This is a genomic window from Nonomuraea harbinensis (genome assembly GCF_019396385.1).
Taxonomy (GTDB): Bacteria; Actinomycetota; Actinomycetes; order Streptosporangiales; family Streptosporangiaceae; genus Nonomuraea; species Nonomuraea ferruginea.
The window spans coordinates 42,097-55,130 of sequence record NZ_JAHKRN010000016.1 but is presented as its reverse complement, the minus strand read 5'-3'; the positions used below and the strand labels follow the sequence as shown (position 1 = coordinate 55,130).

The window sequence follows — 13,034 nt, the reverse complement described above, 5'->3', positions numbered from 1 at the left end:
CGGCTACTGTTGGCCGGGCCTAGCCTCACGCTGAACTCTCAAGGAGCCGCCCGAATGGTCCGTTACCGCGTGCGCGGTGGCAACCCCCTGCGTGGAACCGCTTTCATCCAGGGCGCCAAGAACGCCGTGCTGCCGATGATCGGTGCGGCTCTGCTCACGGCCGAAGGCCGCACCGTCCTGCGCAACGTACCGATCATCGAGGACGTGCGCCGCGCCGTCGAGCTGGCCGAGGCCGTGGGCGCGTACGTCGAGCTGCACGAGTCCGAGCGCACGCTCGTCATCGACGCCTCCCGGCTGACCAGCCCGGTGCTGCCCGCCGAGATCGCCCGCCGGTTCCGCGGCTCGGTGCTCTTCACCCCCGCCCTGCTCCACCGGCTGGGCGAGGCGATCGTGGAAGGCGTCGGCGGCTGCAACCTCGGCAGCCGCAACCTCGACTTCCACTACCTGGGCTACAAGCGCCTGGGCGCGGTGGTCGACGAGGGCGAGACGGTGATCCACGTCAAGGCGTCCGGGCTGACCGGCGCCACGCTCTACCTCGACACCCCCTCCCACACCGGCACCGAGAACCTCATCATGGCCGCCGCCCTGGCCAAGGGCACCACGGTCATCGAGAACGCGGCGCTGGAGCCGGAGGTCCTCGACGTGATCGACATGCTCACCAAGATGGGCGCGCGGATCAGCGGCGGCGGCACCGGCTTCATCACCGTCGAGGGCGTCGAGGAGCTGCACGCCGTCGAGCACACGGTGATGCCCGACCGGCTCGACGCGGGCGTGTTCGCCATGGCCGCGGCCATCACGCAGGGCGAGGTGAGCCTCGTCGGCACCGGCCTCGACCTGGGGGTGGTGCGCTACAAGCTGGAGCAGATGGGCGTCGACTTCGCCCGGCAGGGCGCGGTGCTGCAGGTGCGGTGCGACGGGCCGCTGCGGCCGATCAACATCATCACCGACACCTATCCCGGCTTCGCCACCGACCTCCAGTCGCCGATGATGACGGTGGCCGCGCTGGCCGGCGGCACCAGCTACATCCACGAGCGCATCTTCGACGGCCGCTTCGCGCTGGCGGGCGAGCTCAACAAGATGGGCGCCAACGTGGAGGTCGACGGCAGCCGGGCGATCGTGCGCGGCGCGACCCCGCTCACCGGAGCCGGCGTAACCGCTCACGATCTGCGTTCGGGTATAGCGCTGGTGCTCGCCGGACTGGCCGCCAATGGCGAGACCGTCATCGACTCCGGATACCTCATCGATCGCGGTCACGCACATCTCGCGCCCCGAATGCGAGCTCTCGGCGCGGACATTACACGAGAGATTTCTGAGCGTTGATAACGGCTGGAAAAACCCCGTTGAGCTGCTGATACATCTTCTCGGGCGGTCAACCAGAACGTCTTTCCGGAAAAGTCGGGCGTGACATTACGGCCCCCGCGAGCGATCGTTCCAAAAGAGAGCACTGCAACGGATCGCAGGATGGGACGAACATTGGTCGAGAGGGCGGAAGAAACTTCCCGAGTGTCACGCCCGGGCGCTATGACACCGGATCTCACCATTGGCGTGGTCGGACCTCATGACCTGGTGGAGCGGGTCATGTTGATGGGTCACGCCGCAGCGCCGCTTCCCTGCCGCCTGGTGGCCGCCGCCTATCGCGACGAGCAGGAAGCGCCCGACAAGGTGACACGGCTCGGTCCCGGCGTCGACGCCTGTCTGTTCGCCAGCCCGGTGCCCTACGACCTGGCCAGGCGTTCCGGCGTGCTGACGATGCCCGCCACGTACGTGCAGGTCGGCGGGGCGGCGTTGATCGCGGCACTGGCGAAGGCGGCACTGGACACGCGGGTGGACCCGCAGCGGGTGAGCGTCGATGTGGTCAGCCGGGCCGATGTCGAGGAGGCGTACACCGACCTCGGCATCCCGGCGGCGGACGTGCACAGCCGCGACGAGCCGGGCGCCACCGGCACGATCGCCGCCTTCCACGAACGGCTGTCCCGCCAGGGCACGACCACGGGGGCGCTGACGTGCCTTCCCGCCGTGGCCGAACGCCTGCAGGCGGCGGGGGTGCCGGTCATCAGGATCAGGCCGACGTCGGCGGCCATCCGCACGGCGCTGCACACCGCGGCGCTGCTCGGCGCGCACCACCGGCTGGAGGAGTCACAGCTCACGGTCGTGCTGGTGGAGGTGCCGACGCTGCGCGAGCCGGTGCGCCGGGCGGCGCCCCGCTACTGGCGCGACGAGCTGCGGCTGTCGCTGCACCGGCTGCTGGTCCAGGAGGCCAACCGGATCAACGCCACCGTCTGGCCGATCGACGACCACAGCTATCTGGTGACCGCCACCAGAGGCTCGGTCGCGACGGCCACCGACGGGTTCAGGGTGCTGCCGTTCGCCGCCAGGATCCGCGACGAGCTGGGGCTGGCGGTCGAGGTGGGTGTGGGCATGGGTCGCACCACCCACGACGCCGAGTCGCACGCACGGGCCGCGCTGGCGCGCACGCAGGCGGGCAAGCAGGCGCAGGGGTTCGCGGTCGACCGGGAGGGCCGGGCGCTCATCCCGGCCCCGCGGATGCCGCCGACCGGCGCGGCCGCGCTCAAGCCCAAGGGCGTGGAGGTGCTGTCGCGGCTGGCCGCCAAGCTGGAGGGCGGCGACACCGTGGTGGACGCGGAGGGCGCGGGCAAGATGCTGGGGGTGACGCCGCGTACGGCGCGGCGGCTGCTGCGCACGCTGGTTGACGAGGGACTCGCGTGGCCGTTGCCGCCCAACCGCACGCCGCAGCCGGGCCGGCCGCGCCAGCTCTACCGTCTGATCGTGGAGAAGCTGGGCCCCCGCTGACCCCCTGAACAGGCCCGCCGCCCTTCCTTCCCCCCTCCGGCGGCGGGCCGTCCTCTTGGGACTGTTGACTTCCCGTTGATTCGCGGTTGGGGCGTGGAGAGACGGGTATGAATTTCGTCGCCCCCGATCGATGGGATTCGGACGGGGGCGCCAACCGTTCTGGGGGCGCCCCGCCGACCATCACCCGTCCGGGCCGAAGCCCGGGGGTTCCCACATCTCAACGTCTGATACCCGCATGCGCTCTGTCGGCGGCGAGGACTATCGTCATGAGTCATGACAGCTGACACACCTGACCGGCGGGTCTCGCTCGCCGTGTGGACGGCGCTGGGCATCGTCTACGTGGTCTGGGGTTCCACCTACCTCGGCATCGCCATCGTCATCGAGACGATGCCGCCCATGTTCAGCGGCGCCATCCGCTTCCTCTCCGCGGCGCTGCTGCTGGGCGCGTTCCTGGCGATCAGGAAGGGCCGCGCCGTCTTCCGGATGACGCGCCGCCAGTTCGGCAGCGCGGCGCTGGTCGGGCTCCTGCTGCTGACGGGCGGCAACGGCATGGTGGCCGTCGCCGAGCAGCACATCTCCAGCGGCCTCGCCGCGCTGCTCGTGGCGTCCGTGCCGCTCTGGCTGGTCGTGTTCAGGATCGCGGTACGCGACAGGCCGATGGTGCTCACGCTGGCCGGGGTGCTGGTCGGGTTCGCCGGGGTGGCGGCCGTGTCGCTCAGCGGCGGCGGGGCGAGCGGCAGCGCCACCGGGATCGCGGTCATCCTGCTCGCCTCCGCGTCCTGGTCCGTCGGCTCGTTCCTGTCGGGACGGATCGCGATGCCCGCCAACACGTTCGCGGCCAGCACCGTCGAGATGGTCGCCGGAGGCCTCGGCATGGTCGCCGTCGGCGCCGTGGCGGGCGAGCGGCTCGACCCCGCGCTCGTCTCCGGCCGCTCCTGGGCCGCGCTCGCGTATCTGATCGTGATCGGCTCGCTGGTCGGGTTCACCGCCTACACGTGGCTGCTGGGCAACGCGCCGATCTCGCTGGTGTCGACGTACGCGTACGTGAACCCGATCGTGGCGGTGATCCTCGGCGTGCTGGTGTTGCAGGAGCAGGTGACCGTGCAGATCCTGCTGGGCGGGCTGGTGATCCTGGTGGGCGTCGCCCTGGTCGTGTCGACGGAGCGGCGACGCCCCAAGAAGGCCCCCGAGCCGGCCGCGGCGGTGTCTACGCCTTCATGAAGGCGGCAGCGGCGGTCAGGAAGGCGTCGTTGGCCTCCGGGTCGCCGATGGAGACCCGGGCGCCCTCCCCCGCGAACGGCCGCACCGCGACGCCCTCGGCGGCGCAGGCCGCGGCGAAGTCCATGGTGCGCTCGCCCAGCCGCAGCCAGACGAAGTTGGCCTCCGTCGGCGGCACCTCCCAGCCCTGGGCGATGAGCGCCTCGCGGACCCGGGTGCGCTCCTTGACCACCCGCTCCACCCGCTCCAGCAGCTCGTCCTCCGCCGCCAGCGACGCGATGGCCGCCACCTGGGCGAGCTGGTTGACCGCGAACGGGATGATCGTCTTGCGCACGGCGGCCGCGACCGGCTCCTGCCCGACCACGTAGCCGACGCGCAGCCCCGCGAGCCCGTACGCCTTGGAGAACGTGCGCAGCACGCAGACGTTCGGCCGGTCGCGGTAGAGAGTGAGGCCGTCGGGTACCGACTCGTCGCGGACGTACTCACGATAGGCCTCGTCGAGCACCACCAGCACGTGCTCCGGCACCCGGTCCAGGAACGCCACCAGCTCACGCTCGCGGATCGAGGTGCCGGTCGGGTTGTTGGGGTTGCACACGAACACCATGCGCGTCCGGTCGTTGATCGCCTCGGCCATGGCGTCCAGGTCGTGGTCCTCCCCGGCCAGCGGCACCCGTACGGACGTCACCCCGGCCAGGTCGGCGAGGAGCGGATAGGCCTCGAACGACCGCCACGCGTAGACCACCTCGGCGCCCGGGTCGCCGACGCTCTCGAACAGCTGCTGCGCCACCGTCACGGACCCCGCGCCCAGCGCGATGTGCTCCGCCGGCACCCCGAACCGCTCCGCGATCGCCTCGGTCAGCTTGACCGCCCCCGGATCGGGATAGCGGTGGATCAGCCGCGCCCCCTCGGCGATGGCCTCCACGACGGACGGCAACGGCTCGTAGGGCGACTCGTTGGACGACAGCTTGTAGGACCGGCCGTCGGGCGTCATGACGGCCTTGCCCGGCTTGTAGGCCGGCATGGTGTCGAGGATCGGGCGGAAACGAGGCATGTCCATACGATAGGCCAGCCCTCGCCAGGGCATCACCGGCCCTGGTCATTCCTTGAGCGAGCGGAGCATCGGGGGGTGCAGGAGCTCGGCGGGGCCGCGGCGGTAGAGCTTGGCGGGGCGGCCGCCGTCGCGGGTCGTGGTGGCGCCCGTCTCCACGAGGAAGCCCTCCGCCTTGGTGACCTTGCGGTGGAAGTTGCGCGGGTCGAGCGTGCGGCCCCAGACGATCTCGTACACCCTCCGCAGGTCGGCCACCGTGAACTCCGGCGGGCAGAAGGCGGCCCCCAGCGAGGTGTATTCGAGCTTGGCCCTGGCCCGCTCGACCCCGTCGAGCATGATGCGGCGGTGGTCGAAGGCCATGACGGCGAGGGATTCGACGGGCTGCCAGCTCATGTGGGCCTTCTCCGAGGCCGGCAGGTCGGGGGCGATGCCGAGGTAGGCGACGCTGAGCACGCGCTGGCGGGGGTCGCGGTCGGGGTAGCCGTAGGTCTGGAGCTGCTCCAGGTGGACGGGGGCGCCGGGGAGGCCGGCGCGCTCCGACAGGATGCGCTGGGCGGCCGCCGGAAGGTCCTCGTCGAGCTGGATGAACCCGCCGGAGAGCGACCAGCGGCGCAGGAAGGGCGGGTTGTCGCGACGCCAGGTGAGCGCGCTGAGCGCGTGGTTACGGACCGTGAGCACGACCAGGTCGACGCTGACCGGAATGCGCGGGACCATGCAGGCACGTTACACGCTGCCGCACGACCTGGTGACCGTCAGGTGTCGATGCGGACGTGCAGAGGCTCGCTGGTCGACTGCCCGGAAGGGATCTTGACCTTGATGCGGACCCACTCCCCGGACGGCACCCGGCTCCAGTCGAAGGGCACCCAGGCCGTCTGCATGTGCTCGGGCAGCTCGTCCAGAGGGTCCTCGTCCAGCCAGCCCACCTCGGAGACGACCAGGTCGGCCGTGCCGCCCGACCACTCGACGGTGACGGTGCCGTCCTTCAGGTTGTAGCCGCGCACCTCCACCCCGTCCTCGGGTGCGCGGGCGCGGCGGATGGCGTCGACCGCGATCGGCCGCTGCCAGTCGCGCATGATCTCCGACTCCACCGACGGCGACCCGCAGGTCATGAAGTCGCTCCACATGTACGAGACGATCTTCTGGACGTAGCGGCCCGCCATGGCCACGGCCTGGTCGAGCCGTTTCTTGTCGGTCTTGCCGCGGGTGCCGTGGGCCGCGCAGGGCTCGTCGCCCGACGGCTCGAAGGCTTCGACGTTGGCCCAGAGCTGCACGTCGTGGCCGCCCTCGATCATCTCCTCGCGGGCCGCCGCCATCTCGCGGTAGTAGTCGCGGGTGGAGCCGTGGTAGGCGGTCTTGTAGGTGGTCTCGCCGACGACGGGGCGCAGCCGCTCGTCCACCTCGTCGCCGCGCTCGTCGGGCCAGTAGAGGCCGACCTTGCCGGTGCCGCGGCTGTCCTGCGGGGCGATGATGCCGACGCCGGTCCGGGCCAGCGCCTTGAAGCCCTCGGCGACCTGCGCGGGGGTCTGGCCGAAGGCGACGCGCTTGCGGGCGTCCAGGTAGGGGCTGATCAGGATGGGCTTGCCCGGAAGCTCCTGGCGGACGATGCGGTGCTGGTCGGCGTACACCTCAAGGGTGGGGTTGTCGGCCAGCGTGTCGGCCATCTGCACCTCGAACGGCTGATAGACGCCGCCGAGCGACTGCCGCTCGGCGAAGCGCGCGCCGTAGTCCTGGAGGATGCGGCGGGTGACCGTGGTGAGGGTGCCGATGTGCTTGCGGTTGGCCCTGATCGGGCTGGCGGGGTCGCGCGGCGCCAGCGGCAGCGCGGGGAAGACCTGCACGCCGAACTGGTCGCCGAGGTCGAGCAGCTTGGTCAGGCTGTCTTCCGGCGAGCCGGCGATGAGGATCAGATCGTACGTGGAGCCCTTGGAGAAGTCGCAGGTCGGGTCGTCGGAGCCGTCCGGCGGGGCGATGAGGCGGAAGTAGGTGCGCTTGCCGCCGTCGATCGAGCGTTCCATGGGCTGACACCGGAACAGGCCGTCACCGAACGACTCGTCGGTGCGGTAGACGTACACGCGCCCGATGCGGTTGTCGGGGTGCGCCTCCTTGAGGTCCCGCTCGGCGGACTCGTAGCAGGTGACGCCGTCCTCCTCGCACGCCTTGTAGAGGGAGTCGACCTCGCCGTCGCGGGTCTTGACGCGTCCCTTGCGGTCGACGGTGCGGAACTGCAGGCCGTAGCCGATCCTGATGACCGTGTCGCCGCCGACGCGGTGGATCTCCTGGAGCTGGCTGCGCCAGGTGCACGGGTTGGACGTGGGGGTGATCCAGTAGCCGGTGACGGCGTAGGGCGCCTTCTCCCGGGTCTCGAACGTTCCACAGGGGTCGGTGAACTCGCTGACCATCGGCGTCGGCTGGACGCGCGTCGGCGAGGCCTCGGCCTGCGGGGTGGCGGACTGGAGGGGTTCGTCGTCGCCGACGGGCAGGACGACGACCACCGCCGCGATCGCGGCCAGGATCGCTGCCCCCAGGAGGACGAAGAGCCAGCGCACGTTGGGAACCCTACCGCCGCTTCACCCCGGCCCAAGCTTCGAGCTGGGCGACGAATCGCTTGGCCGAGTTGGGCCAGTGGTGGTTGGCGCGGGCGGCGGCGTAGCCGCGCGCGCCCTGGGCACGGCGCTCGCGCACGTCGTCCCTGAGGGTCAGTACGGCCTGGGCCACCGCCTTCGGGTCCTCCCACGGCACCACGACGCCGCTCTCGTAGCGGTCGACCAGCTCGACGGCGCGGGGTGAGGGGGTGGTGATGACGGGGATGCCGTGGGCCATGTACTCGATGATCTTGGTGGGCATGGAGTGGCGGTAGTTCGGCTCGTCGTGCAGCAGCGACAGACCGGCCAGCGCGCCGTCGAGCCGCTTGAGCGCCTCGTCGTTCGGCATGAAGTCGCGCCACTCCAGCACGCCGTCGTGCACGGCCTTGTTGAGCACCAGGCGGCTCTGCGGGTCGGCGTAGCCGATCAGCTCGACGGCCACCCGGTACGGCTGGAGCAGCCGGGCCACCTCGATCGCCTCGAACACGCCGCGGGCCCTGGACAGCCAGCCCAGGTAGACGATCCGGTCGTCGCCCGGCGGGGTGACCGAGTCGGGCACCCAGGTCTCGTTGGGCACGATCAGGTGGGCGTGCTTGAACCGGCCCGCGTACGCGGTCTCGGCCAGCAGCAGGTGCAGGTTGCGCTCGGCGATGCTCTCCAGCATCCGGGCGAGGAACCGTACGGGCGGGCGCAGCAGAGACGGCAGCCACGGCTTGAGCGAGAGGGTGGCCGGGGTGTCCTCGTGCACGTCCCACACGACGGGCGGCCGGTTGCGCATCCCCCAGACGGCGAACAGCAGCTCGGGGTCGTGGATGAGGGCCAGGTCGACCTTGTCGCGCATGCGCTTGAACAGCCTGCGCGCGGCCCACATGGCGGAGATCCGCTTACGCTGCACCGCTCTGGGCAGGTCGACGCCGGTCACCCAGGGACGGGGGACGACTCCGTGGGCGGTGTAGGAGGCGGCGTACGTGACCTCATGACCGGCATCCACCAGGGCGCGGATCTGCCGGTGCAGGATCCTCGCGTCCTCGGGGTTATGCACCACCGTCATGACGAGCACGTGCACGCGCGTTGCCTCCGGTCGCTACAGCCGCTCGACGCGTTCACCCTCGGTGAGCACACCGCGGGTGTCGAGCACGAGCCTGGCCTTCGCCTCGACCATCCCCAGGTCGAACGCGGCGTGCTGTTGCAGCAGCACCGTCACGTCGGCATCGGCGACGGCCTCGGCCAGATCTTCCTCACGCCGCACGGGCGTGCCGTCCACTGACCACTCCTTGACGTGCGGGTCGGCGAACGTGAGATCGGCGCCCAGCTCCAGCAGCGCACGCGCCACGGGCAGGGCCGGGGTCTCGCGTTCGTCGGCGATGTCCGGCTTGTAGGTGACGCCGAGCATAACGACTCTGGCGCCGTTCACCGCCTTTTTGTGTCTGTTGAGCAGACGTTGCACACGGGCCACCACGTAGGACGGCATCCGCTCGTTGATCTCCTGGGCCAGTTCGACGAACCTGAACGGGTAGCCGAGCTTGCGGACCGTGTAGGAGAGGTACGAGGGATCGACCGGTATGCAGTGGCCGCCGACGCCGGGGCCGGGCAGGAACTTGTGGAACCCGAACGGCTTGGTGGCGGCCGCCTCGATGGCCTCCCAGAGGTCCACGCCGAGCTCGTCGCAGAAGATCGCCATCTCGTTGACGAGAGCGATGTTGACGTGCCGGTAGGTGTTCTCCAGCAGCTTGGCCATCTCCGCCTCGCGGGTGCTGCTGACCGGCACGACCTGCTCGACGAAGCGTCCATAGAAGGCGGTGGCCCGGTCGCGGCAGGCGGGCGTGTAGCCGCCGACGACCTTGGGGGTGTTGCGCAGGCCGTACTTGGGGTTGCCGGGGTCGATGCGCTCCGGCGAGAAGGCCAGGTGGAAGTCGACGCCGGCGGTCAGCCCCGAGGACTCGAGGAGCGGGCGGACCAGCTCGTCGGTGGTGCCCGGCCAGGTCGTCGACTCGAGCACGACGAGCGTGTCCTTGCCCATGTTGCGGGCCACGGTCTTGCTGGCGCCCTCGACCGCGGACAGGTCGGGCCTGTGGTCCTCGTCCAGCGGCGTGGGCACGCAGATGACGATCGTGCTGCACTCGGCCAGGACCGTCTCGTCCAGCGTGGCGGTGAACCCGTTGGCCAGCATGTGGTCGAGATCGGCGTCGGTCAGGTCATCGATGTAGGACTGCCCGGCCTTCAGAGCGTCGACCTTGCGGGGGTCGACGTCGAGGCCGACGACCTTCAGCCCGGCGGCCACCGCCTCTTTGGCGAGGGGCATGCCGACGTAGCCGAGGCCGATGACAGCCAAGTCGATTTCTGTCACAGCTGTGCCTTAGAGAGCCGGATACAACACTTCATGGTCGCAAAGGTTATCTCAAGTCCACCTAGCTCACGCCTAATGCGACGGAACCGATCAGAACAGACAGCCCAAGAGAAGGTCATCTTTCCGCAAGGCTCCTGTACAGGGCTTGATAAGTCTCGGCAACGCGGCTCCACGTGCGCTTCGCGGCCACTTCCGCACGGCCCGCCTCGCCCATCTCGGCCCGCTTGGCGGGATCGTCGGCGAGCGCGCCCAGCGCCTTGGCGAACTCGCCCGGGTCGCCGGCGGGCACGAGCATGCCCGCGCCGTCGCTGCCGACCAGCTCCGACAGCGCCGGCAGGTCGCTCAGCACGACCGGCTTGCCCAGCGCCATCGCCTCGACCGGCTTGAGCGGCGTGACGAGCCTGGTCACCCGCAGGTCCTCGCGCGGGCAGACGAAGATGTCGATGGCGTCCTGCGCCTGCAGGGCCTCCTCCGGCCCCACCCGGCCGGGCAGGATCGCGTCGGACAGCCCCAGCTCGGTCACGAGCTCCAGCAGGTTCTCGCGCTCGGCGCCGTCGCCGACGATGAGCACCCGCACCGGGTTGCCCTGGTCACGCAGGAGCGCCGCGGCCCGCAGCAGGGTGGCGAAGCCCTCGTACGCCACGATGCTCGAGACCGAGCCGACCACGATCTCGCGATCCTCGATGCCCATCTCGCGACGGAACGAGGCCCCGTCGTACTGGGCGGTGAGCAGCGAGTCGTCGACCGCGTTGGGCGCCAGGTGGATCCTCTCGCGGGGGACGCCGCGCTCGACGATCTCGTTGGCCATGGTCTCGGCCAGCGTGACGACCGCGTCGGCCTCCCGCATCAGGAACGCCTCGCGTTCGCGCTGGAGCACGTGGCGCTGGCTGCCCACCCGTTTCGGGTCGCGCGAGGCCCAGGTCTCCTCCAGGAACCCGCGTACCTCGTACACGAACGGGGTGCCCGTGCGGTCGCGCACGGCGTGCGCGACCGAGCCGTTGCGGTGGTCGGTGGCGGCGTGCAGCACCTGCGGGCGGAGCTGGGTGACGAGCTTGGTGACCGCGTCGGCGCCCTTGATCATGCGGCCGCGCATCTCGAACGGCACCTCGCCGCGCCCGTCGGGCAGCATCCGGTAGTAGGGGACGCCGTCCAGCTCCTCGTACGGCGCCGCGTCCGCGTGGCCCTGGAGCATGGGGAAGCCCCAGCTGGTGACCACGTGCGGGTCGAGCCCCGCGGCCTTCTGGGAGGTGACGATGCGGTGGGTCCTGACCGTGTAGCCGGCCTGGGTGTACGGGAGCGAGTTCGTGATCAGGTGGACCACGCGCCCGGCGACCCGCTCCAGGATGGCCACCTTGGGGCCCGGCGGGATCGGGTCGGGGCTGATCGCCTCCAGCTCGCCGCGGTAGTAGGCGGCCCTGCGCTTGACGAACGGGTATTTGGTGAAGGGTTCGAGCACCTCGGCGGCCATGCTGACGCGACCGGAGTCCCAGTGTTCCTTGGCTTCGTCCCACGGCGCCCTGATCATGCGCATGCCCAGCTTGCGGACGACGCGGCGGGCGCGGCGCGCGGCGGGCCAGGCCACCTTGCCGATGACGGGCCGCAGGCGCGGCGGCATCGCGTCGGCGGCCGCCTGGGCGGCCCGGACCGGGTCTGCCCTGACCTTGGTCACGACCACGCGGGAGACGATGATCGGATGCTGGATGAAGCCCTTCAGAAGCCCACCGACGCCGGCACGGGCGGACTTCGCGGACACCCCAGCGGAACTTTTCGAGGAGTCTTGAGGACTGGCGTCGGATGCCACGCGGTGACCGTACCATAGGCAGCGTTTTTTCCCTTCCGCTATGAAAGGCGAGGTCATGGGGGACAACGTCCTGGTGCTGCACGTTCTGGGAGCCCGGCCCAACTTCGTGAAGGCGGCCCCGGTGGTGCGCGCGCTCGGCGAACTCGGCGTGCGGCAGGGCATCATCCACACCGGCCAGCACTACGACGCGCTGATGTCGGACGTGTTCTTCGCGGACCTCGGCCTGCCCGACCCGGTGGCGAACCTGGGGGTGGGCTCCGGCAGCCACGCCAGGCAGACGGCGGCCCTGCTCGTCGGCCTGGAGGACACCTTCCAGGAGCACGACCCGGACCTGGTGGTCGTCTACGGCGACGTGAACTCGACGCTGGCCGCGATCCTCGTCTGCGCCAAGCTCGGCATCAAGACCGCGCACGTGGAGGCCGGGCTGCGCTCGTTCGACCGGTCCATGCCGGAGGAGGTCAACCGGGTCGTCACCGACTCGCTGTCCGACCTGCTCTTCGCCACCTCGCCCGACGCGCTCTCCCACCTGGCGGCCGAGGGCGTGCCCGCCTCCAAGGTGCACCTGGTGGGCAACCCGATGATCGACAGCCTGTTCTCCGCGCTGCCGTCGCTCGACCCGGCCCCGGTGGTGGCCCGGCTGGGCCTGCCTGAGCGGTACGCGGTCGCGACGCTGCACCGCCCGGCCAACGTGGACACCCCGGAGGCGGCGCGCGAGCTGGTCTCGGCGGTGCTCGACGTGGCCCGCCAGATCCCGCTCGTGGTGCCGATCCACCCGCGTGGCCGCACCCGCCTGGCCGAGGCCGGGCTGGTCGACGGCCCCTCGGTGCGCGTGGTCGACCCGCTGGGCTATGTGGACTTTCTCTCACTCGTCCGGGGCGCCGCGCTGGTCGTCACCGACTCCGGGGGCGTGCAGGAGGAGACCACCATGCTGGGCGTGCCCTGCCTGACCGTGCGGCCCAACACCGAGCGCCCGGTCACGATCACCCACGGCACGAACCGGCTGGTCACGCCCGCCCTGCTGCCCGCGGCGGCGGAGAAGGCGCTGGCCGACGGGGCGGTCACGCCCTCCGGCGAGCTTCCCCCGCTGTGGGACGGCGCCGCCGGGCCGCGCATCGCCCGGGTGATCTCCGCGTGGCTGAAGGGGGACAACCTCTCCCCCGCCGCCCAGGGGGCGCGTTCCGAGTAACCCCACTTTTCGTACGGATCTCGCCGTACTATGACATACCC

Annotated in this window: 10 protein-coding genes; 4 read left to right on the top strand and 6 right to left on the bottom strand. The window is 70.7% G+C overall.

The annotated features are described in order from the left end of the window. The first annotated feature begins 54 nt into the window (after positions 1-54). From murA to KME79_RS18465, 3 genes are all read left to right on the top strand, one after another. Complete coding sequence (murA, locus tag KME79_RS18475) at positions 55-1,320, top strand: UDP-N-acetylglucosamine 1-carboxyvinyltransferase (protein ID WP_148036222.1); 1,266 nt, start codon at positions 55-57, stop codon at positions 1,318-1,320. Between the two features lie 201 nt (positions 1,321-1,521). Next, a complete protein-coding gene (locus KME79_RS18470) occupies positions 1,522-2,811 on the top strand; it encodes a GTP cyclohydrolase IIa (RefSeq protein ID WP_219545485.1) in 1,290 nt (429 codons plus the stop codon). Between the two features lie 273 nt (positions 2,812-3,084). Further along, the gene (locus KME79_RS18465) at positions 3,085-4,032 is read left to right on the top strand and encodes an EamA family transporter (protein WP_219545484.1); all 948 of its coding nucleotides are present in this window, start codon (positions 3,085-3,087) and stop codon (positions 4,030-4,032) included. On the opposite strand, the gene hisC is transcribed toward KME79_RS18465, so the two are convergent. The 6 genes from hisC to KME79_RS18435 all read right to left on the bottom strand — a co-directional run bounded on the left by hisC (position 4,019) and on the right by KME79_RS18435 (position 11,759). Continuing rightward, a complete protein-coding gene (gene hisC / locus KME79_RS18460; protein WP_219545483.1) occupies positions 4,019-5,080 on the bottom strand; it encodes a histidinol-phosphate transaminase in 1,062 nt (353 codons plus the stop codon). The two genes, KME79_RS18465 and hisC, sit on opposite strands and share 14 nt — an antisense overlap. A 45-nt stretch (positions 5,081-5,125) precedes the next feature. After that, entirely contained in the window at positions 5,126-5,791 is a 666-nt protein-coding gene (locus KME79_RS18455) for an NUDIX hydrolase (RefSeq protein ID WP_148036218.1), read from the bottom strand. 38 nt (positions 5,792-5,829) lie between these two features. Beyond that, a complete protein-coding gene (locus KME79_RS18450) occupies positions 5,830-7,623 on the bottom strand; it encodes a DUF4434 domain-containing protein (protein WP_219545482.1) in 1,794 nt (597 codons plus the stop codon). 10 nt (positions 7,624-7,633) lie between these two features. Continuing rightward, positions 7,634-8,725, bottom strand: coding sequence for a glycosyltransferase (locus KME79_RS18445; RefSeq protein WP_148036216.1), 1,092 nt, complete (start codon positions 8,723-8,725; stop codon positions 7,634-7,636). 18 nt (positions 8,726-8,743) lie between these two features. Then, positions 8,744-9,991: a nucleotide sugar dehydrogenase gene (locus tag KME79_RS18440; protein WP_281429411.1), complete on the bottom strand. Its 1,248-nt coding sequence runs from the start codon at positions 9,989-9,991 to the stop codon at positions 8,744-8,746. A gap of 130 nt (positions 9,992-10,121) precedes the next feature. Further along, positions 10,122-11,759, bottom strand: coding sequence for a glycosyltransferase family 4 protein (locus tag KME79_RS18435; RefSeq protein WP_308248967.1), 1,638 nt, complete (start codon positions 11,757-11,759; stop codon positions 10,122-10,124). A 103-nt stretch (positions 11,760-11,862) separates the two neighbouring features. On the opposite strand from KME79_RS18435, the gene wecB reads away from it, so the two are divergent. Further along, on the top strand, positions 11,863-12,993 hold the full coding sequence (gene wecB / locus KME79_RS18430; RefSeq protein WP_219545480.1) for a non-hydrolyzing UDP-N-acetylglucosamine 2-epimerase: 1,131 nt from the start codon (positions 11,863-11,865) through the stop codon (positions 12,991-12,993). The last annotated feature ends 41 nt before the right edge of the window (positions 12,994-13,034 follow it).

Excerpts from the sequence above, each read along its gene's own strand:
- murA (WP_148036222.1), top strand. The coding sequence starts at position 55 with ATGGTCCGTTACCGCGTGCGCGGTGGCAACCCCCTGCGTGGAACCGCT.
- KME79_RS18470 (WP_219545485.1), top strand. The coding sequence starts at position 1,522 with ATGACACCGGATCTCACCATTGGCGTGGTCGGACCTCATGACCTGGTG.
- KME79_RS18465 (WP_219545484.1), top strand. The coding sequence starts at position 3,085 with ATGACAGCTGACACACCTGACCGGCGGGTCTCGCTCGCCGTGTGGACG.
- hisC (WP_219545483.1), bottom strand. The coding sequence starts at position 5,080 with ATGCCTCGTTTCCGCCCGATCCTCGACACCATGCCGGCCTACAAGCCG.
- KME79_RS18455 (WP_148036218.1), bottom strand. The coding sequence starts at position 5,791 with ATGGTCCCGCGCATTCCGGTCAGCGTCGACCTGGTCGTGCTCACGGTC.
- wecB (WP_219545480.1), top strand. The coding sequence starts at position 11,863 with ATGGGGGACAACGTCCTGGTGCTGCACGTTCTGGGAGCCCGGCCCAAC.